Here is a 20,616-nt window from a genome sequence, read left to right as displayed (position 1 = left end):
CTGTCACCGGGGGTTACATTGTTAGCCGGAACTCGCCGTCGTAACTGCCCAGCGGCAGTTGCAGCGTAACCCGGGTGCCGGGGCGGTGCCCCTCGTCGATGGGGCTTTGCAGCTGGATCGAGCCCTGCATGTCTTCCATGATGCTGTACACCAGCGCCAGGCCCAGGCCGGTGCCCCGACCCGGGTCCTTGGTGGTGTAGAAGGGCTCGAACACCTGGCTCTGGATTTCCAGCGGTATGCCGCAGCCGTTGTCCTCCACGTCGATCAGTGCCCGGCCGTCGCCGGTGCTGGCCCGTACCCGAATGCGCCCGTCCTCGCCGCAGGCGTCGCGGGCGTTGCCGAGCAGGTTGATGAAAACCTGCAGCAATTTCTGGGTGTCGGCGACCACCAGGGTCTCGCGATCGCACTCGTTGATGTACGCCACCGGCTTGGCTTCGTAATCCAGTTGCAGCAGGTGCACCGCCTCGTCGACGCAGTCCGCCAGGTTGCAGGCGACCAGGCGGGTGTCGCCGGCGCGGGAGCCGGTGTGGGAGAAGTTCACCAGCGACTCCACGATCCGGCTCACCCGGTCGGTCTGCTTGAGAATGTCGCGGGCGGTGTCGCGCACCTCCTCGGGATCGGTTTCGTAGTCCAGGTTCTGCGCCAGGCAGGCAATACCGGTAATGGGGTTGCCAATTTCATGGGCCACGCCGGCCGCCAGGCGGCCGATGGAGGCCAGGCGTTCATTATGCAGGAGTTCGGTTTCCAGGCGCTCTAGGTCGGAAATATCCTCCACCAGAACCAGCCGGTCGCCCCGGTTGTGTTCGCCTGGGGTACGCTCGCCCGGGGCGCGCCCGCCCGGTGTCGTCTTGTGCAGGCTGATCCAGCGCGAGCTGCCGTCGGGCAGGGCCACCTCGCGCTTGAGCAGCGATTCGCTGTCGTCGTCCAGAAAGGCGCCGAAAATCTGCCGCCAGGGGGCCGGCATCGACTCGTGCAGGGAGCCCAGCACGCGCCGCGCGGGGATGTCGGTGATCTCCTCCATGCTGCGGTTCCACAGCAGCACCTCGCCGTCGGCGGCGGTGGAAAACACGCCGATCGGCAGGTTGTCCAGGGTCTGGCGATAGTGGCGGCGCAGGTTGTCCAGCTCGGCCGCCAGGCCGGTGAACTGGCCTTCGGCCTTGTCCAGCTGGCGTTCGATCAGGTAGAGATCCTCGGTGTTGCCCTCGATCCCGGGCTGGAAGGGGATGCAGCGGTTGAGTACTCCCTGGGCCACAGAGGGGCCCAGCAGGCCGGACAGGTTGGCCTCGATGCGACTGCGCAGGCGGCGCAGGGCGTAGGGGCGGGATTCGCTTTCGTCGAACTGCAGTTCCATCAGCGCCCGGCGCACCTCCGCGCGGGCGGTGCGCTCGCCGAGGGAGGTGGCGAGGGAGTCGATGAACTCCCCGGCACTGTGCAGGGCCAGGGTGCGCCGGGTGGGGCGGCCCACGTCGTCCATCGAGCAGATTTCCGCCGCCACGCGCTCCTCTTCGGAGCTGTCGGTGAGCAGCGATATCGCGATGAACAGCAGGCTGTTCAGCCCCAGGGACAGCACGCAGGCCACCGCCCAGGCCTCGCGGGCGTCGCCGAACCAGTCGATGGCCAGTGCCGCCAGCCAGGGGGGGTGGCCGGCGCCGAGAATCGGCAGCAGCAGGGTGTAGGCCCACACCGCCAGCCCCGCCGCCAGGCCCGCCAGCAGGCCGCGCCGGTTGCCGCGGTGCCAGTAGGGGGTGGCGACGATGGCGGGCAGGAACTGCAGCGTGCCGGTGAACGCGGTAAGGCCGAGTTCGACCAGGCTGTGGCGGCCGTTGACCGCCAGGAAGCAGGCGTAGCCGGCCAGGATGAGGAAGGTGATGAGGCTGCGACGCAGCCACTTCAGGTGCGAGTAGAGGCTCTGTTGGCGGCCGATCTGGATGAAGCTGCGGGGCAGGATCAGGTGGTTGATGATCATGTTGGCCAGCGCCAGGGTGGTGACGATGATGGTGGCGCTGGCGGCGGACAGGCCGGCGACGAAGGCCGTCGCGGCAATGCCCGCGGATTTCAATCCCAGCCCCAGGGCCAGGCCGCTGTACTCCCGTGGCAGGTCGTGGGCCAGGGCCAGGCCGGCCCAGGTGATGGGCAGCACCGGCAGGCTGATCGCCAGCATGTACAGGGGCAGGCCCCAGCTCGCGGCCCGCAAATCGAGGCTCTCCTTGTTCTCGGCGAAGGCCATGTGGAACACGTGCGGCATGCACACCGCGCCGGCGAAAAATACCAGTAGCAGCAGGCGTGTGGCATTGCCCTGCAGCGGCCCCTGCAGCAGGGCGGCGGCGGGGGCGGACTCCCGCACCCACTCCTCCATGGCCTCGAAACCGCCGAATACCTGATAGACCGCGGCGAACATCAGCGTCAATAGCGCCGCCAGTTTCACCAGTGACTCGAAGGCGATGGCCGTTACCAGGCCGGTGTTGCGCTTGTGGCTGGCGATATTGCGGGTGCCGAACAGAATGGCGAACACGATTATGATCAGGCAGAACACCAGCGCCAGCCAGTCCTGGCGCTCGGCGGCGGGCAGCAGGTTGGCGGTGTCGCCGGCCAGGATGTGCACGCTGTCGGCCACCGCCTGGAGCTGCAGGGCCAGCAGCGGCAACAGGGTGAGGCACATCGCCAGGCTGATCGCCGAGCCCACCCACTGGCTGCGAAAACGGAAGGTGAGGACGTCGGCCAGGGAGGACAGCTGGTACACGCGGCACAGTCGCAGCAGGGGGAGCAGTAATAGCGTGGCGATGAGGAACATGAGCACCACGCCCAGGTAGTACAGCATGAAACCGTAGCCGTAGCGCCACACCAGTTCGAAGATGGCATTGCTGGCCATGGCGCCGGCGAACACGCCCAGCGACAGCACGTAGGTGGCGGGGTGCTGGACCAGGCGGCGCGGCAGCAGGTCGCTATCCGCCAGGTGGGCGACCAGGAACAGGATGCTGAGGTAGGCGACGATGGCCAGTACGATTTGCGCCAGGCTAAAGCTCATCGGGGTACCTTGAGCGCTGGTTCCACCAGGCCGCCAGTACCGCCGCAAACCACAGCAGGTAGGGGCGATACCACTCGGCTTCGCTGTGCCACATCCAGCGTTCGATGGCCGGGAGAAAGATCAGGGCGAGCCCCAACAGCAGCAGCAAGGCTCTGTTGACGTACATCGTGAGCGTTCCTTGTGGTGATCCCGTCGATACTACTCAAGCCCCGCGGGGCGGTAAAGCCGCGCCACCCGGTGTTGGCGCGAGCGTGGCCGTGGCCGGCACCCACTGCGCGCGCCAGTGGTCCACGGCAAAGCGCAGCAGCGCGGCGCAGTCGGAGTACTCGTCGGGGGGCGCCGGCTGGCCCAGGTGCTCCAGGGCCAGGCGCAGGTTGCGCGGCGCCTGGTTGTCGTCCAGCGGCGGGGCGTGGGTCTGCTTGCTCAGTTTCTGGCCCTCCCGGTTGGTGAGTACCGGCAGGTGGTCGTAGCGCGGTGAATCGAATCCCAGCAGGTGTTGCAGCCACATCTGTCGCGGCGTGGAGTCGAGCAGGTCGCTACCGCGTACCACGTGGGTGATGCCCTGGGCGGCGTCGTCCACCACCACCGCCAGCTGGTAGGCGAACAGGCCGTCCTTGCGCCGCACCACGAAGTCGCGCAGCGCGCCGCCGATGGGCCAGTGCTGCGGCCCCTGCCAGCGATCCGGCCAGTTCGCTTCATAGTTCGTGTCGACCGCTACCCGCAGGGCGGTGTCGCCGTCGGATTGTGCCTGCCGCGTACGGCAGTCGCCGGCGCAGTTGCCCAGCTCGTCGGTCTGCGCGCGCGTGCAGCGGCAGGCAAACAGCCTGCCGGTCCCCCGCAGGGTGTCCAGCGCCGCCAGATAGGCCTCGGTGCGGGCGCTCTGCCACAATACGTTTTCGTCCCAGTGCAGGCCGTGGGCCTCCAGGCTGGCCAGGATGGCTCGCGCGGCGCCGGGCTGTTCCCGCGGCGGGTCGATATCCTCCATGCGCAGCAGCCAGGCGCCATCGGCGGCGCGGGCGTCCAGATAGCTGGCGAGGGCGGCGATCAGGGAACCCTGGTGCAATGGGCCCGTGGGGGAGGGGGCAAAGCGTCCCCGGTATGTGATGTCAGGGGCGGGCATGAGAGAGCCGCCCCGGAGGGCGGCCGCGGGAGCGGATTAGCCCAGCTCCTGCTTTTCCTTGATTTCGTCGAGGGTCTTGCAGTCGATGCACAGGGTCGCCGTGGGGCGGGCCTCCAGGCGCTTGATGCCGATCTCCACGCCGCAGGCGTCGCAGAAGCCGTAGTCGTCCTGGTCGATGCGCTCGATGGTGCCGTCGATCTTCTTGATCAGCTTGCGCTCGCGGTCGCGCGTGCGCAGCTCCAGGCTGAACTCCTCTTCCTGGGTGGCGCGATCGGCCGGGTCGGGAAAGTTGGCGGCCTCGTCCTTCATGTGGGTCACGGTGCGATCCACTTCCTGCATCAGGTTGGACTTCCAGTCGCGGAGAATGTTGCGGAAGTGCTCCCGCTGCTTCTCGTTCATGTACTCCTCGCCGCGCTTGGGCTTGTACGGCTCGAAGCTCTTGAACTCTGAAGGGGGCTTAACCGCCGGCTTGGCGGAGGCTTTTTGCGCTGCTTTTGGCATGGTCACATTTCCCATACTGCACAATGAATCAGGCACTCATGGATAAAGCAGCGTTCTGTTCTGACCGCCAGGGCGCTGCTCTCAAGCGCGCAGAAGCTACCAGATATCCCCACCCGGTGCCACAAAAAAATAACGGCTTTGCCGGGCGTTGTCGCAGCCCTGTCAAGCGCTGTTAGAATGGTCGTCCAACTGACAGATGGAATTCCCCTATGCCCAGCGTATTCGAGCGCCGTGGCAGTGCCGCGCGCGTGCGTGAAATCGAGCCGTTCCGGGTGGTCGAGATCCTCGCCCGGGCCCGGGCGCTGGCCGCCGCGGGGCGCGATGTCGTGCACATGGCCGCCGGCGAGCCCGATTTCGCCACCGCCGCTCCCATTGTCGAGGCGGGCAGGGCCGCCCTGGCCCGGGGCGCCACCCACTACTCGGAGGCGGCGGGCTTGCCCGCGCTGCGCGAGGCCCTGTCGGCCTATTACCAGCGGGATTACGGCCTGGATATCGACCCCGGCCGCATCGTGATTACACCCGGCGCCTCGGGGGCGCTGTTGCTGCTGTCGGCGCTGTTGCTGAACCCCGGAGAATCGCTGCTGATGAGCGACCCGGGCTACCCCTGCAACCGGCACTTCCTGCGCCTGGTGGAGGGGCGCGGCCAACTGGTGCCGGTTGGGCCGCAAACGCGCTACCAGTTGACCGGCGAGCTGCTGGAGCGGCACTGGCGCGAGCACACCGCCGGGGCCCTGCTGGCCTCGCCGGCCAATCCCACCGGCAGCGTGCTGCGCCGCGAGGAGCTGGCGACGCTGGCCGCCACGGCGCGGGCCCGCGGCGGTTACCTGCTGGTCGACGAGATCTACCACGGGCTGGGCTACGATGTCGCCACTCCATCGGTGCTGGAAGTGGACCCCGACGCCTTCGTGATCAACAGCTTTTCCAAGTACTTCGGCATGACCGGCTGGCGCCTGGGTTGGTTGGTGGCGCCGGCGGCGGCGGTGCCCGAGCTGGAAAAGCTGGCCCAGAACCTGTTCATTTCCATGTCCACCATGGCCCAGCACGCCGCCCTGGCCTGTTTCGAGCCCGCCACCCGGGCGATTCTGGACGAGCGCCGGGAGGCCTTCCGCGCGCGGCGCGACTTCCTGCTGCCGGCGCTGCGGGAACTGGGCTTCGAGGTGCCCTGCACGCCGGAGGGCGCTTTCTATATCTACGCCAATGCCGGCCGCTTCACCGACGACAGCCAGGCCTTCTGCCTGCAGTTGTTGGAGGAGCACGGCCTGGCGCTGACCCCCGGGCTGGATTTCGGCCGCCAGCGGGCCAATGAGCACGTGCGCTTTTCCTATACCACGTCACTGGAACGGCTGGAGGAGGCGGTGGCGCGCCTGGCGGGGGTGTTGCGTTAATGGAATTTGGACCCCTGGTGCGCGGCCGCCTGTTGCGCCGCTACAAGCGATTCCTGGCGGATGTCGAGCTGCCCGACGGCGAGGTGATAACCGCCCACTGCCCGAATACCGGCGCCATGACCGGCTGCATGCCCGAGGGGGCGCCGGTGTGGCTGTCGATGAGCGCCTCGAAAACCCGCAAGTACCCCCACACCTGGGAGCTGGTGGATACACCGCGGGGCATGGCCTGTATCCACTCGGCCCTGGCCAACCGGGTGGTGCACGAGGGCTTCGAGGCGGGGCGGGTGCGCGGTTTCGACGACTATCCGACCCTCCGCCGCGAGGTGAAATACGGCGGCGGCAGCCGCGCCGACCTACTGCTTGAAGGCGAGCGGGGCCGGGTGTACGTGGAGGTCAAGTGCGTCACCCTGTGCCGCGAGGACGGCTGGGGCGCGTTCCCGGACGCGGTCAGCGAGCGCGGGCGCAAGCACATCCGCGAGCTGCAGGCGGTGCGCGACGCCGACACCCGGGCGGTGTTGCTGTTCTGCGTGTTTCACAGCGGCATTGAGCGGGTGTGCGCCGCTGGCGATATCGACTCCAGGTACCGCGACGCGCTGGCCGAGGCCATGGACGAGGGGCTGGAGGTGCTGGCCCACGCCACCGATGTCACCACCCGGGGGCTGACCCTGGGGCGGGCCCTGCCTTTTAGTCTCGATGCGGTTGAATAGGGCACAGGGTGCGAATGGTGCTTACCTAAGCGTTGTAGGGCCGAATTTATTCGGCCATTGCTGCCGTGAGCACCTCTTTTGGTCGAATAAATTCGACCCTACAGAGAACGAATACCCTGTTTTCGACTTAAGTAGGTGCCATTCGGCACAGGGTACCATTCACTAGTCGAGGTAAATATCCCCGTTGGCCAGGGTGAAGGGCACCGGCCGCAGGGACTCGCCGAGGCAGGGGCCGGCCACGCACTCGCCGTTGTGGCTGAGGAATTCCGCGCCGTGACGCTGGCACACCACCAGCATGGCGTCGGCGCTCGCCACCGAGCCGCCCATCGGGTCCAGGGTGTCGTCCGCGTGGGGGCAGCGGTTTTCGTACAGGAACAGCTCTCCCGCTTTCTTCACCACCAGTAGCGACAGGTAGTCCACCTGGATGCTGGCGCTGCTGTCGTCCTCGAAGTCGTCGATGTGGCCGATGCGGCTCATGGTTGTCTCCTTCCGTTGGCTGCCTTCTGGCGGTTCGCTGGCAAATGGCTGCCTCAGTGCGCGTCGGCCTTTGTCAGGGCTGCGAAAAGTGCGCTATTGTCCTGCTTCGTGCCCCCGAATCAAGCGTTGCCGTGAATCTCTCCCCCTTGTTCCATGCCGCGTGCCCGAAGACGCCCGTCCCCCGCGGGGTGTCGCGGTGTTGAGCGCCGACCAGCTCACCGGGGTGGACGAGAGCCACCTCGTCGAGGTGCCCGGCGGCCACCGCCTGTGCCCCGCGGTGGCCGGCGACTTCGCCGCCCTGCAAAGGGATGCCGCCGCCGCCGGATTCGACCTGCGCATCGCCAGTGGTTTTCGCTCCTTCGAGCGGCAGCGCGCGATCTGGAACGCCAAGGCCGGGGGTGTCCGGACGGTGCACGACGACCGCGGCCGGCCGCTCGACATGGCGCGTTTGGCGCCCGGGGAGCAGCTGCGCGCCATCCTGCGTTTCTCCGCCCTGCCCGGGGCCTCCCGGCACCACTGGGGCACCGATCTCGACGTCTACGACGCCGCGGCGGTGGCCGCGGACTACCGGGTGCAGCTCACTCCCGGGGAGGTGGCGGACGACGGCGTGTTCGGCCCCCTGCACCGCTGGCTGGACGCTCGCATGGCTGCGGGGCGCAGTCGCGGGTTCTACCGTCCCTACGGGGTCGATCGCGGCGGGGTGGCGCCGGAGCGCTGGCATCTCAGTCATGCCGGGTCGGCGCGGGACTGTGAGTCGCGCATGGGGGGGCGGTTGCTGCGAGATTGCTGGCGTCGGCATCTGGCGCCGGACGGCCTGCTCTTGCGGGGGGAGATCGAGGCGGAACTGGAGATGCTGGTGGCGCGCTATGTGACGGTGCCGCCGGATTGGTGCCCGGCCAGGTAGGTTGCCCCGGATACGAGGGGCGACAAGCGGATAGGCCGTAGCGGGCCTATCCGTCTGTCGGGTGCCGCTGCCGGTGTCAGTCCTCGGACTGGCCGTGCAGGTGGCCGTAGTGCGTGTCGTAGTCCTTCTGGGCGGCGGCGATTACCTTGAGGGCTTCCTCGCGGCCGTAGACGAAGTCCACCTTGATGTCGATGTCCTTGCCGGGCACCATCTTGTAGGTGGAGAAGTAGTGCTGCAGGCGCTCGATCTTGATCGGGGGCAGGTCGGTGATGTCCTGCACGTCGCCCCAGATGTTGTCGCCTTCCAGCACGGCGACGATCTTGTCGTCCGCCTCGCCGTCGTCGATCATCTGGATGCCGCCCACCACGCGGGCGTTCAGCAGGATGTCGGCGCGGGTGATCAGGCGCTCGGAGTACACGCAGATGTCCAGCGGGTCGCCGTCCGCCTCGTCGACGTCGGGGCAGCGCTTGGCCACTTCCTCGGCGCAGTAGGTGCGGGGAATAAAGCCGTACAGCGCGGGCGGGCTGGAGGTGGTGCGCTGGGGGCGGTCGACCATCATGAAGCCGGAGTTTTTGTCCAGCTCGTACTTGACCACGTCGGAGGGGGTCATTTCCACGAACACCTGTACGATGTCCTCGGGGGAGTCTTCCGCGCGGGTGTGGAGGCCGTGCCAGGGGTGACGGCGCCAGCGGTTCAACTCACGGTTCTTGTACATGGGATACCTCGGTTAGCAAGGGGTGGTTTTGGGGGGCGGTATTGTACTCCCCCGGGCGCCGAAAATCTTGTGCCCCGGGGCCGCCCTCAGACGGCGAAGCGGGTCTTCAGCTTGCGCGGTACGCCGGCCAGTTTTAGCCGCGTGTAGCGGGGCAGGCCGTTGCGGTACTCGGGGTAGGCCTCGCCGCTCACCAGCGGCGCCAGGTACTCCCGGCCCGCCTCGGTGATGCCGAAGCCGTCGCGCGTGATGTAGCCGCGCGGCATTTTCTTCTCGCGGTTGGCCACCTCGGACAGGGGCGCCTCGCCGATGGACCAGCTGTAGCGTTTGCCCTTGCCGCGCACAATGGCGGGCATCACCGCGTTTTTCCCCGCCACGGCGAACTCCACCGCCGCCCGGCCCACGGCGTAGGCCTGGTCGAGGTCGGTCTGGGAGGCGATGTGCCGGGCCGAGCGCTGCAGGTAGTCCGCTACCGCCCAGTGGTATTTGTAGCCGAGTTCGGACTTCACCATCTCCGCCAGGGAGGGCGCGAGTCCGCCCAGTTGCTGGTGGCCGAAGGCGTCCACCACGCCGGAGTCGGTGAGGAAGGTGCCGTCCTTGTACTGGGTGCCCTCGGAGGCCACGATCACGCAGAAGCCGTATTTCTTCACCGTGCGCTTGACCCGGGCGAGGAATTTCTCGCGGTTGAAGGCCACCTCCGGGAACAGGATGATGTGCGGGGCGTCGCCCTCCTGCTCCACCGCCAGGCCCGCCGCCGCGGCGATCCAGCCGGCGTGGCGCCCCATCACTTCCAGGATGAACACCTTGGTGGAGGTCTCGCACATGGAGGCCACGTCCAGCGCCGCCTCGCGGGTGGAGATGGCGATGTACTTGGCCACCGAGCCGAAGCCCGGGCAGTTGTCGGTCAGCGGCAGGTCGTTGTCGATGGTCTTGGGGACGTGGATGGCCTGGATCGGGTAGCCCATGGACTCACTGAGCTGCGACACCTTGAGGCAGGTGTCGGCGGAATCGCCGCCACCGTTGTAGAAGAAGTAGCCGATGTCGTGGGCGCGGAACACCTCGATCAGGCGCTCGTACTCGGCGCGGTTTTCCTCCAGGCTCTTGAGTTTGTGCCGGCAGGAGCCGAAGGCGCCAGCGGGGGTGGTGAGCAGGCCGCGGATGGCCGCCTTGCTCTCCTTGCTGGTGTCGATGAGGTCCTCGCGCAGGGCGCCGATAATGCCGTTGCGGCCGGCGTAGACCTTGCCGATCTGCTTGCGGTGTTCGCGGGCGGTCTCGATGACGCCGCAGGCGGAGGCGTTGATCACGGCGGTGACGCCGCCGGACTGTGCGTAGAAGGCGTTTTTCCTGGCCATGGGGGAATCCGTGGTGCGCGAGGGTCCGCAGCGGACCCGTTCGTGAAAAGTGCGCATGATACGCGAAAGCTCGGGCCTTGTGGACCGGCATGGGTAGTATTACCGCCCGGCGTTCACTAGTGGGTCCCTGTGGGGCGGATGCGCTGCGGATACGGTGAGGCGCGTGCTACACTCGCGGCGTCGATCGAGGAGTCCCTGTTGAAAGGCCACATACATATACTCGGTATTTGCGGTACCTTCATGGGCGGCATCGCCCTCCTGGCCCGGGAACTGGGCTACCGCGTGACCGGTTCCGACGCCAATGTCTATCCTCCCATGAGTACGCAGCTCGAAGCCGCGGGCATCGAGCTGATGGCCGGCTACCTGCCCGAGCACCTGCAGCCGGCCCCGGACCAGGTGGTGGTGGGCAATGCCATGACCCGTGGCAACCCCGCGGTGGAATACATGCTCAACCGCGGCCTGGATTACATCTCGGGGCCGCAGTGGCTGGCGGAACACGTGCTGCGCGACAAATGGGTGCTGGCGGTGGCCGGTACCCATGGCAAAACCACCACCAGCAGCATGCTGGCGTGGATTCTCGAATACGCGGGCATGTCCCCGGGGCTGCTGATCGGCGGGGTGCCGGCCAATTTCGGCCAGTCGGCCCGCCTCGGTGGTACCGACTTTTTCGTGGTGGAGGCGGACGAGTACGACACCGCCTTTTTCGACAAGCGCTCCAAGTTCGTGCACTACCGTGCCCGCACGCTGGTCATCAACAACCTGGAGTTCGACCACGCGGATATTTTTCCCGACCTCGCGGCCATCCAGCGCCAGTTTCACCACGTGGTGCGCACCGTGCCGGGCGAGGGCCAGGTGATTCATCCCGCGGGGGTGGCGGCGGTGGACGCGGTGCTGGAGCAGGGGTGCTGGACGCCCACCTGCACCTTCGCGGTGGAGGCGCCGGCCAACTGGCGGGCGGAACTGCTGCGCGAGGACGGTTCCGCTTTTGTCCTGCATCTGGCGGATGCCGCGCCGCTGGCCGTGGAGTGGGGCTTCCTCGGCCGCCACAATATCGAGAACGCCCTGGCCGCGATGGCGGCCGCAAGGCATGTAGGGGTGAGCCCGCAAGTCGCGGTGGAGGCACTGGCCGGCTTTCGCGGCGTCAAGCGCCGGCTGGAGCTGCTGGGCAGCCCGCGGGGCGTCTACGTCTACGACGATTTCGCCCATCATCCCACCGCTATCGCCACCACGCTGGAGGGCCTGCGCGCCCACGTGGGGCAGGGCCGGGTGATCGCCCTGATCGAACCGCGTTCCAACACCATGCGCCTGGGCAGCCACCGGGAACGGCTGGCCGCCGCCACCGCCACCGCGGACGCGGTGTACTGGTACCAGCCTCCGGGCATGGACTGGTCCCTCGATGGTGTGGTGCAGGCGAGCCCGGCACCGGCGCGGCTGTTCAGCGACCTGGACCAACTGGCCGCGGAAGTGGCGGCGGGCGCGAGCCCGGGCGATCGCATTGTCATCATGAGTAACGGCAGCTTCGGCGGTGTACATCGGCGCGTGCTGCGGCAATTGGAGAGCGCGCAAGGCTGATGTTCGAGACACTGACCAAACTGTTTGACCGACTGATTCTCGGCCGGCCATGGCTGTGGCTGGCCCTGGTAGGCCTGCTGTTGCTGGCCTGTGCCAGCCAGTTGCCGAAGATCAAACTCGACGCCTCGGCGGACTCGCTGATGCTGCAGGGCGACCCGGCACTGGATTTCTACCGCAAGGTGAGCAGCGAATACGGCTCCGAGGACTTCCTGCTGGTGACCTGGGAGCCGGAGGCGCCGCTGCTGAGCGAGGCCTCCCTGGCGCCGCTGTCGGCGATGGCGGACGAGTTGCGGCAGCTGGAGGGGGTGTCCTCGGTGGTGACGGTGCTGGACGTGCCGCTGCTGCAGAGCCCGCCGGTATCGCTGTCGGATATCACCGGCGGCGACCCGCTGCCCACCCTGCGGGATCCGGGCGTCGATCGCGAGCTCGCGCTGGCGGAGTTCACCGCCAGCCCGATTTACTCGCAACTGCTGGTGAGCGAGGACGGCACGCTGACCGCGGTGCAGATCAACCTGCGCCGGGACCAGCGCTATTTCGAACTGCTGCGCCAGCGGGAGGCCCTGCGCCAGGCCCGCAATGAGCGCGAGCTCAGCGCCGCCGAGACCGCGGAGTTGGCCTCGGTCGAGGCCGCGTTCAAGGCGCACACCGCGGTGGCCCTGGAACGGCAGGGCCGGCTGGTACAGTCGGTGCGCGACATCACCGACGGCTACCGCGAGCACGCGCGCTTGTTTGTGGGCGGGGTGCCGATGATCGCCGCCGACATGGTCAGCTTCGTGCGCAGCGACCTGGTGCTGTTCGGCAGCGCCATTCTCGGGGTCATGCTGCTGGTGCTGGCGCTTATCTTCCGGCGGGTGCGCTGGGTGGTGATCCCCCTGGCCACCTGTAGCGCGTCGGTGCTGGTGATGCTGGGCATCCTCGGCTATTTCGACTGGCGCATGACCGTCATTTCCTCGAACTTCGTGGCGGTGCTGTTGATCATCAGCCTGGCGATTTCCATCCACCTCATTGTGCGCTACCGGGAGCTGCACGCCGCGGACCCCGACGGCGACCTGCGCCAGCGGGTGCGCGAGACCGTGCGGCTGATGGCCGTGCCTTGCACCTATACCGGAATCACCACCATCGTGGCCTTCGTGTCCCTGGTGGTGTCGGGCCTGCAGCCGGTGATCGACTTCGGCTGGATGATGACCGCGGGCGTGCTGGTGGCGCTGGTGCTGGCCTTTATCCTGGTGCCCTGCCTTATCCTGGTGTGGCCCAAGGGGCGCCCCTTCCGCTACGCGGCGGAGGGCGAGCCCTTCACCCTCTATTTCGCCCGGGCCACGGACCATTTCCACCGCACGATTGTCGTCGTCACCGCGGTGTTGTGCGTCCTGGTGCTGGCGGGGGTGTCCCAGCTCAAGGTGGAAAACCGCTTTATCGATTACTTCAAGGACACCACCGAGATCTACCGCGGCATGGAGCTGCTCGATTCCAAGCTCGGCGGCACCATTCCCCTGGATATCGTGCTCAGCGCGCCCGACGAGGACGCGCCGCTGCCGGGGCTGGAAGCCGACAATGTCGGCGAGGCGGCGCCGCCGGCGGCGGACGATCCTTTCCTGGACGAGAGCGAGGATTTTTCCGCGTCGGCAGCCGTTGACGACGATGAGTGGGGCGATGACTTCGCCGATGACGGTTTCGGCGACGACAGCTTCGCCTTCGACAGCCCGGCCGGGGACGGCAATTTTCAACCCAGCTACTGGTTCTCCCTCGCCGGCATGGAGCGCATCGACGCGGCCCACGCGCTGGTGGATCGCCAGGCGGAGTCGGGCAAGGTGCTGTCGCTGTCCACCACTTTCCAGGTGGTGCGGCAGTTGATGGGGGACGACATCGGCAGCGTGGAACTGGCCCTGGTGCAAAAAAGCTTGCCCGGGGACATTGCGGCGTTGATGGTAAACCCCTATTTTTCCGCGCAGGACGACCAGGCGCGGATTACCGTGCGGGTCATGGAGACCAGCGAGACCCTGCGCCGGGACGCCTTCCTCAAGCGCCTGCACGCCGACCTGGTGGACACCCTCGGCGTGGCGCCGGAGGACGTGCAGTTCACCGGCATGCTGGTGCTGTACAACAATGTGCTGCAAAGCCTGTTTCGCTCCCAGATCCTCACTTTGGGGGCGGTGTTCCTGGCCATCCTGGTGATGTTCGTGCTGCTGTTTCGCTCGCTGAGCCTGGCGCTGATCGCGCTGGCGCCGAACGTGTTGGCGGCGGGCCTGGTGCTGGGCGTCATGGGCTTGTTGGGTATCCCCCTCGACATCATGACCATCACCATCGCCGCCATCGTGGTGGGTATCGGCGTGGACGACTGTATCCACTACGTGCACCGCTACCTGCGCGAGTTTCCCAAGGATCGCGACTACCTGGCCACCCTGTACCGCTGTCACCGCAGTATCGGCCGGGCCATGTACTACACTACGGTGACCGTGGTCGTCGGGTTTTCCATGCTCACCCTGTCCAACTTCAACCCCAGCATCTACTTCGGTTTGCTCACCGTGCTGGCGATGATCGCCGCCGTGCTCGGGGCGTTGCTGTTGCTGCCCCTGTTGATCATCCTGTTCAAGCCGCTGGGACCGGAAGGGCGTTGATATGGACTGCCGCCCGGGCTGTGGTGCCTGTTGCATCGCGCCCTCCATCGCCCGGCCGTTTCACGGCATGCCCCGCGGCAAGCCGGCGGGAGTGCGCTGCGTTCACCTCGACGACGCCATGCGCTGCCGCCTGTTCGGCGACCCGCGCCGGCCGGCGGCGTGCGCCCAGTTTCAGGCGGAGGACAGTGTCTGCGGCCGCGACCGGGCCGAGGCCCTGGCGCGCCTGCAACGGCTGGAAGTCGTGAGCCTGCCCTGCTGACCCCCGCTGATTGATGCCTGTTTATGACCGATTCCGTGGATACACCCGAGACTAGCGAAATCCCCCTGTTTCCCCTTTCCGGGGTGCTGCTGCCCTGGGGGCGCATGCCGCTGCGCATTTTCGAGCGCCGTTACCTCGACCTGGTGCGCGACTGCATGCGCCGGGACAGCGGCTTTGGGGTGGTGTGGATTCGCCGCGGGGAGGAGGTCGCCCAGCGGGGGCAGGCCAGCCCGGAGCTGGGTGACTGGGGCACCTACGCGCGCATCGTGGACTGGGATCAGCTCAAGGACGGCCTGCTGGGCATCACCATTGAAGGCCGCCAGCGATTTGGCCTGCACGCCACCCGGGTGGCCGACGGTGGCCTGGTAATGGGCGAGGTGAGCCTGGAGCCGCCGCCGGCGCCCGCCCCGGTGCAGGCGGACTGGGGAGCCCTGGTGGAGGTGCTGCAGAGCCTGGAAACCCATCCCCACGTGCAGCGCATGGGTCTGTCGATTGATTACGACAACGCCTGGCAGGTGTGCTATGCGCTGGCCCAGTTGTTACCCTTGGAAGAGTCCCTGAAATACAGCCTGCTAGGGCTGGATGAGCTGCCGCAGCTGGTGGCGGCGCTCAACGAAGTCCTCAACCGCATCAGCGGGGAGGATTAGGGCGGGGGGCGAATGCGGCCGGCCCGGCAGCGGGGTAGGGCGGCAATTTGGTCGAATGAATTCGACCCTACAGGTGTAGCGACCCCCCCTGTAGGTGCGAATTCATTCGCACAACGATTTCGAGGCCTTCCCCCCCTGTAGGTGCGAATTCATTCGCACAACGAGTTCGAGGCCTTCCCCCCCTGTAGGTGCGAATTCATTCGCACAACGAGTTCGAGGCCTTCCCCGCCCCCTGTAGGTGCGAATTCATTCGCACAACGCTGCCGCGAGGCGCACACTAAACGGTGCGGAACTCAGTCGAAACTGGGCATCCAGCCGCCGGATTCCCGCCAGCGATTGACGATCTCGCAGAACAGCTCCGCGGTGCGTTCGGCGTCGTAGGCCGCCGAGTGGGCCTCGCTGTTGTCGAAGGTGATGCCCGCCTCGGCGCAGGCCTTGGCCAGCACCGTCTGGCCGTAGGCCAGCCCGGCCAGGGTGGCGGTGTCGAAATGCGAGAAGGGGTGGAAGGGGTTGCGCTTGATGCCGCAGCGCGCCACTGCCGCGTTGACGAAGCCGGCGTCAAAGTGGGCGTTGTGGCCCACCAAAATGGCGCGGTTGCAGTCCTGGTCGCGGATCTCCTTGCGCACCACGCGGAACAGCTCGCCCAGTGCCTGGTCCTCCTCCACCGCTTCGCGGAAGGGGTGCCAGGGATCGATGCCGGTGAAGTCCAGCGCCGACTGCTCGATATTGGCGCCCTCGAAGGGTTTAACGAGGAAATTGTGGGTGCGGTGGACCGCCAACACGCCGTCCTCGTCCATGCGCACGATACTGGCGGCGATCTCCAGGATGGCGTCGGTGCCGGCGTTGAAGCCGCCGGTCTCCACGTCCACCACCACCGGCAGGAATCCCCGGAAACGGTCGCGGATGCGCTGTGCCCGATACTCCAGCAAACCTCAGGCGCCCGTCTCGCGCACCCGCCAGGCCACCGTGTCGGCGGCGCGCAGGGGGGTGAGGGGCTGTCCGCCCAGGGGCAGTTGCGCGGGGACGTCCCAGGGGGATTGTTCCAGGGTAATGCGCTCGCTGTTGCGCGGCAGGCCGTAGAAATCGGCGCCGAAATGGGCCGCGAAGCCCTCCAGCTTGTCCAGCGCCCCCGCGGCGGCAAAGGCCTCGGCATAGAACTCGATGGCGGCGTGGGCGGTGTATACACCGGCGCAGCCGCAGTCGGTCTCCTTGGCGGCGCGGGTGTGCGGGGCGGAGTCGGTGCCCAGGAAAAACTTGGGGCTGCCGGACGTGGCCGCCGCCAGCAGCGCCTGCTGGTGGGTATTGCGTTTGAGAATGGGCAGGCAGTAGTAGTGGGGCCGGATACCGCCCACCAGCATGTCGTTGCGGTTTAGCAGCAGGTGGTGGGCGGTGATGGTGGCGGCGACATTGGCCGGGGTCTCCCCGACGAAGGCCGCGGCATCGGCGGTGGTGATGTGCTCCAGCACCACCCGCAAGCCGGGAAAGCGCTGCACGATGGGTGCCAGGTGGCGCTCGATGAACACCTTCTCGCGGTCGAAAATGTCGATCGCGGGATCGGTGACCTCGCCGTGCACCAGCAGCGGCAGGTCGTGTTTCTCCATGGCCGCCAGAGTGGGGTAGAGGCTGTCCAGGTCCGCCACGCCGGCGGCGGAATTGGTGGTGGCACCGGCGGGGTAGAGCTTGATGGCGTGCACGAAGTCGCTGTCGGCGGCCCGCCGTACCTCCTCGGCGCTGGTCTGGTCGGTGAGGTAGAGCGTCATCAGCGGTTCGAATTGCCGCGGCAGGTCCGCCATGGACGCCAGGATGCGCTCGCGGTAGGCCGACGCCGCCTCCACCGTGGTCACCGGCGGGGTCAGGTTGGGCATCACGATGGCGCGGCCGAAGTAGCGGGCCATGTCGCGACAGGTGTCGGCCAATGCGGCGCCGTCGCGCAGGTGGACGTGCCAGTCGTCGGGGCGGGTGAGGGTCAGTTCAGTCACGGTGTTCCGAATGCAGTAGCTTGAGGGGCGAATGCTACCGTATGTGGGGCCGGGGCGACACCCTGGGACGGCGCCCCTGTGGCAAGCCACCGCCGCGGGGAGTAGAATGTGCGCCCTTTCTAGAGAGCGTGGGAACGAGCAATGTCTGATGTGAACAAGGTAGTGCTGGCCTATTCCGGGGGACTGGATACCTCGGTGATTGTGCGCTGGCTGCAGGAGACCTATGGCTGCGAGGTGGTGACCTTCACCGCCGATATCGGCCAGGGCGAGGAAGTGGAGCCGGCCCGGGCCAAGGCCGAGGCCCTGGGGGTCAAGGAAATCTACATCGACGACCTGCGCGAGGAGTTCGTGCGCGACTTCGTGTTCCCCATGTTCCGCGCCAACGCCCTGTACGAGGGCGAATACCGGCTGGGCACTTCCATCGCCCGCCCGCTGATCGCCAAGCGCCTGATCGAGATCGCCAACGAGACCGGTGCCGACGCCATTTCCCACGGCGCCACCGGCAAGGGCAACGACCAGGTGCGCTTCGAGCTGGGCGCCTACGCCCTCAAGCCGGGTATCCAGGTGATCGCCCCGTGGCGGGAGTGGGACCTGAATTCCCGCGAATCCCTCATGGCCTACTGCGAGAAGCACAACATCCCGGTGGATTTCTCCAGCAAGAAAAAGAAATCCCCCTACTCGATGGACGCCAACCTGCTGCACATCTCCTACGAGGGCGGCGTGCTGGAAGACCCCTGGGCCGGCGCCGAGGAGGACATGTGGCGCTGGAGCGTGAGCCCCGAGGCGGCCCCCGATGTGCCCACCGTGATCGAGCTGGACTACGAGCGCGGCGACATCGTGGCCATCGACGGCGAGCGGCTGAGCCCGGCCACCGTGCTGGAGCGCCTCAACAAGATCGGCGGCGCCAACGGTATCGGCCGCGACGACCTGGTGGAAAACCGCTACGTGGGCATGAAGTCCCGGGGCTGCTACGAGACCCCTGGCGGCACCATCATGCTCAAGGCCCACCGGGCCATCGAGTCGCTGACCCTGGACCGGGAGGTGGCCCACCTCAAGGACGAGCTGATGCCGCGCTACGCCGAGATCATCTACAACGGCTACTGGTGGTCCCCCGAGCGGCAGATGCTGCAAACGGCTATCGACCAGTCCCAGGCCCACGTGAACGGCAAGGTGCGGCTGAAGCTGTACAAGGGCAATGTGATCGTGGAGGGCCGGCAGTCCGCGGACAGCCTGTTCGACGAGAGCGTCGCCACCTTCGAGGAGGACGCCGGCGCCTACAACCAGGCCGACGCCGAGGGCTTCATCAAGCTCAATGCCCTGCGCATGCGCATCGCCGCCAACAAGGGGCGCAAGCTGCTGTAGCCGCCGGGCGGCGCGCCGCCTGGTACAACCCGGACGCCGCCCCGGCGCCCGGGCCCGCGTTCGCGCCCGGCTCTCCGATGGCGTAGATGGCGGGGTAGTGGATAAAAGGCGCGATAACAGGGTTAAATAGGCACAACCGGAGCGGTAACCCGGGCAGAGTGACAAGCGGATCGATCCGCGTAACCCTCGGGGGCGCCCATGTACAAACTGCTCTTCCTCCTGCTGGTTGTGGCCGGCGTGACGCTGTCCCCGGTGGCGGCCGTGGCCTCGACGCCCGTCGCGCCGGACGCGGTGGCGGACCTGCCGCTGAAGCACCTCACCGAGGTGCAGCGTGACGACGGTGTGCTTTCAGCTCCGGTACGTCTGGATGGCGTCGCGCTGTTTCGGGTGCGGGGCGTATCCGCCCTGCCGGCCAGGCAGCGCGCCGCGCGTATTCAGCAGGAAATTATCGCCCTCGCCGACAACCCCGCCATCGACCCCGCCGCCGGCGCGGTGGAGTCATTGCCCGACCGGGTACGCCTCTCCATAGACGGTGAGCACCTCACCCTGCTGTTTCCCGCCGACGCCGCCCTGGAACAGGTGCCGCTGGAGGTTCTCGCCGAGGTAACCCTGCAGCGGGTGGCGGCGGCCATCGTCAAATACCGCAAGTCGCGCAGTACCGGCAGCCTGCTGACCAGTACCGGAATCCTGGTTGCCATCACGCTGGTGGCTGGCTTGCTGCTGTACGCCGTCAACGCCCTGTTTGCCTGGCTCAACCGCCTGATCGAGCGCCTGGTGAAGCGGCGCATCGAGCGCATCGAGCGCGCCTCCCACCGGCTGATCGATGCCGCCCAGTTGTGGAGTTGGGTCGGCGGCCTGCTACGGGGCGTGCGCGCGCTGGCCCTGGTGGCAATAGTGCTCACCTGGCTCAACTCGGCCCTGGGGCTCTACCCCTGGACCCGGCCCTTCGCCACCAGCATCTTCCGGCTGATTCTCAATCCCCTGCAGAAAATGGGGGTGGGCATCGTGGAGTCGCTGCCCGACCTGGTCTTCCTGGTGGTGCTGGCCTTCGTGGTGCGCTTCCTGCTCAAGGCCACCAAGACCTTCTTCGTGCGCATCGACCGCGGCTGGATCCGGATGGAGAATTTCGACCGCGACTGGGCCATGCCCACCTACCGCATCGTGCGCATCCTGATCATCGCCTTCGCCCTGGTGGTGGCCTATCCCTATATTCCAGGCTCGGAATCCGAGGCCTTCAAGGGGGTCAGCATCTTCCTGGGGGTGGTGTTCTCCATCGGTTCATCGTCCTTCATCGCCAACATGATCGCCGGCTATAGCCTTACCTATCGCGGCGCTTTCCGCGAGGGCGACCGGGTAAGAATCGGCGAGCACGTCGGCGATGTCGTGGATGTCCGCGCGCTCTCCACTCGCCTGCGCTCGCTCAAGAACGAGGAGATCAACATCCCCAACTCGCAGGTGTTGTCCAGCGCGGTGGTCAACTACAGCACCTACCAGAGCGATCGCGGCATTATCCTGCACACGGAGGTCGGCATTGGCTACGACGTGCCCTGGCGGCAGGTGGAGGCCCTGCTGCTGATGGCCGCCGGGCGCACCGAGGGCCTGGCGCAAAGTCCCGAACCCTTCGTGTTGCAAACCGCGATGGGCGATTTTTCCGTGGTCTACCAGCTCAATGCCTACTGCCGCGAAGCGGAGCGCATGATGCCGCTCTACAGCGCGCTGCACGCCAATATCCAGGACGTGTTCAACGAGCATGGCGTACAGATCATGTCGCCGCACTACGAAGGGGACCCCGCCGAACCCAAGCTCGTGCCCCGCGAGCACTGGTACGCGGCGCCCGCCAATTCCGAGGGCGGATAGCCGATCCCGCCAGTGGCGGCGCGTCCCGGTCGAACCCCGTCATATTGCGTTCATCGAGCGTCACCCCGCCGTCACGCAATGGTCATACATTCCCTTTACCCTGCCGCCAGTCTCATCGAATGCAGCGGCTTGGCTGTTGCCC

Annotated in this window: 18 protein-coding genes; 9 read left to right on the top strand and 9 right to left on the bottom strand. The window is 67.0% G+C overall.

The genetic code is table 11. The features are described 5' to 3' along the window. Positions 1-13: 13 nt before the first annotated feature. Genes JYP50_RS04195 through dksA form a run of 4 tightly spaced genes read right to left on the bottom strand, consistent with a single transcriptional unit; the run spans position 14 to position 4,646 of the window. Positions 14-3,025 carry an ATP-binding protein gene (locus tag JYP50_RS04195; RefSeq protein WP_206559223.1) on the bottom strand — a complete coding sequence of 1,004 codons (3,012 nt, stop codon included), beginning with the start codon at positions 3,023-3,025 and terminating at the stop codon, positions 14-16. Then, positions 3,015-3,191: a hypothetical protein gene (locus JYP50_RS04190; RefSeq protein ID WP_206559222.1), complete on the bottom strand. Its 177-nt coding sequence runs from the start codon at positions 3,189-3,191 to the stop codon at positions 3,015-3,017. The genes JYP50_RS04195 and JYP50_RS04190 overlap by 11 nt, the downstream gene beginning before the upstream one ends. Positions 3,192-3,227: 36 nt before the next feature. Next, the gene (gene gluQRS, locus JYP50_RS04185) at positions 3,228-4,145 is read right to left on the bottom strand and encodes a tRNA glutamyl-Q(34) synthetase GluQRS (RefSeq protein WP_206559221.1); all 918 of its coding nucleotides are present in this window, start codon (positions 4,143-4,145) and stop codon (positions 3,228-3,230) included. A 36-nt stretch (positions 4,146-4,181) separates the two neighbouring features. Next, complete coding sequence (gene dksA, locus JYP50_RS04180) at positions 4,182-4,646, bottom strand: RNA polymerase-binding protein DksA (protein WP_241262817.1); 465 nt, start codon at positions 4,644-4,646, stop codon at positions 4,182-4,184. Positions 4,647-4,855: 209 nt separating this feature from the next. On the opposite strand from dksA, the gene JYP50_RS04175 reads away from it, so the two are divergent. Both JYP50_RS04175 and sfsA read left to right on the top strand, forming a co-directional pair. Further along, a complete protein-coding gene (locus tag JYP50_RS04175; RefSeq protein WP_206559219.1) occupies positions 4,856-6,031 on the top strand; it encodes a pyridoxal phosphate-dependent aminotransferase in 1,176 nt (391 codons plus the stop codon). After that, on the top strand, positions 6,031-6,738 hold the full coding sequence (sfsA, locus tag JYP50_RS04170; protein ID WP_206559218.1) for a DNA/RNA nuclease SfsA: 708 nt from the start codon (positions 6,031-6,033) through the stop codon (positions 6,736-6,738). Before JYP50_RS04175 ends, sfsA begins: the two co-directional genes overlap by 1 nt. Before the next feature lie 162 nt (positions 6,739-6,900). Here sfsA and JYP50_RS04165 read toward each other — a convergent pair whose 3' ends face one another. After that, positions 6,901-7,215, bottom strand: coding sequence for a Rieske (2Fe-2S) protein (locus JYP50_RS04165; protein ID WP_206559217.1), 315 nt, complete (start codon positions 7,213-7,215; stop codon positions 6,901-6,903). A gap of 160 nt (positions 7,216-7,375) precedes the next feature. Here JYP50_RS04165 and JYP50_RS04160 point away from each other — a divergent pair, with 160 nt between their 5' ends. Beyond that, positions 7,376-8,119 (top strand): M15 family metallopeptidase, encoded by a 744-nt coding sequence (locus tag JYP50_RS04160; RefSeq protein WP_347136719.1) that lies wholly within the window; start codon positions 7,376-7,378, stop codon positions 8,117-8,119. Positions 8,120-8,195: 76 nt separating this feature from the next. Here JYP50_RS04160 and JYP50_RS04155 read toward each other — a convergent pair whose 3' ends face one another. Together JYP50_RS04155 and JYP50_RS04150 are read right to left on the bottom strand one after the other, a co-directional pair. Continuing rightward, positions 8,196-8,834: an inorganic pyrophosphatase gene (locus JYP50_RS04155; RefSeq protein ID WP_206559216.1), complete on the bottom strand. Its 639-nt coding sequence runs from the start codon at positions 8,832-8,834 to the stop codon at positions 8,196-8,198. 86 nt (positions 8,835-8,920) lie between these two features. Next, complete coding sequence (locus JYP50_RS04150) at positions 8,921-10,183, bottom strand: 6-phosphofructokinase (protein ID WP_206559215.1); 1,263 nt, start codon at positions 10,181-10,183, stop codon at positions 8,921-8,923. Positions 10,184-10,381: 198 nt separating this feature from the next. On the opposite strand from JYP50_RS04150, the gene mpl reads away from it, so the two are divergent. The 4 genes from mpl to JYP50_RS04130 are packed head-to-tail and all read left to right on the top strand — an operon-like array spanning position 10,382 to position 15,276. Continuing rightward, positions 10,382-11,755, top strand: coding sequence for a UDP-N-acetylmuramate:L-alanyl-gamma-D-glutamyl-meso-diaminopimelate ligase (gene mpl / locus JYP50_RS04145; RefSeq protein ID WP_277602420.1), 1,374 nt, complete (start codon positions 10,382-10,384; stop codon positions 11,753-11,755). Then, entirely contained in the window at positions 11,755-14,370 is a 2,616-nt protein-coding gene (locus JYP50_RS04140) for an efflux RND transporter permease subunit (RefSeq protein WP_206559213.1), read from the top strand. The genes mpl and JYP50_RS04140 overlap by 1 nt, the downstream gene beginning before the upstream one ends. A gap of 1 nt (position 14,371) precedes the next feature. Further along, positions 14,372-14,629 carry a YkgJ family cysteine cluster protein gene (locus JYP50_RS04135; protein ID WP_206559212.1) on the top strand — a complete coding sequence of 86 codons (258 nt, stop codon included), beginning with the start codon at positions 14,372-14,374 and terminating at the stop codon, positions 14,627-14,629. A 23-nt stretch (positions 14,630-14,652) separates the two neighbouring features. Then, positions 14,653-15,276, top strand: a complete 624-nt coding sequence (locus tag JYP50_RS04130) for an LON peptidase substrate-binding domain-containing protein (RefSeq protein ID WP_206559211.1) — start codon at positions 14,653-14,655, stop codon at positions 15,274-15,276. A 293-nt stretch (positions 15,277-15,569) separates the two neighbouring features. Here JYP50_RS04130 and rnt read toward each other — a convergent pair whose 3' ends face one another. Both rnt and pyrC read right to left on the bottom strand, forming a co-directional pair. Then, a complete protein-coding gene (gene rnt / locus JYP50_RS04125) occupies positions 15,570-16,205 on the bottom strand; it encodes a ribonuclease T (RefSeq protein ID WP_206559210.1) in 636 nt (211 codons plus the stop codon). Between the two features lie 3 nt (positions 16,206-16,208). Further along, complete coding sequence (gene pyrC, locus JYP50_RS04120) at positions 16,209-17,255, bottom strand: dihydroorotase (RefSeq protein ID WP_206559209.1); 1,047 nt, start codon at positions 17,253-17,255, stop codon at positions 16,209-16,211. Between the two features lie 141 nt (positions 17,256-17,396). On the opposite strand from pyrC, the gene JYP50_RS04115 reads away from it, so the two are divergent. Both JYP50_RS04115 and JYP50_RS04110 read left to right on the top strand, forming a co-directional pair. Next, complete coding sequence (locus JYP50_RS04115; protein ID WP_206559208.1) at positions 17,397-18,617, top strand: argininosuccinate synthase; 1,221 nt, start codon at positions 17,397-17,399, stop codon at positions 18,615-18,617. 198 nt (positions 18,618-18,815) lie between these two features. Continuing rightward, positions 18,816-20,474, top strand: coding sequence for a mechanosensitive ion channel family protein (locus JYP50_RS04110; RefSeq protein WP_206559207.1), 1,659 nt, complete (start codon positions 18,816-18,818; stop codon positions 20,472-20,474). Positions 20,475-20,616: the final 142 nt, after the last annotated feature.

Source organism: Parahaliea mediterranea, assembly GCF_017255185.1.
Taxonomy (GTDB): Bacteria; Pseudomonadota; Gammaproteobacteria; order Pseudomonadales; family Halieaceae; genus JAFKCZ01.
This window is presented reverse-complemented; position numbering and strand designations above follow the sequence as displayed.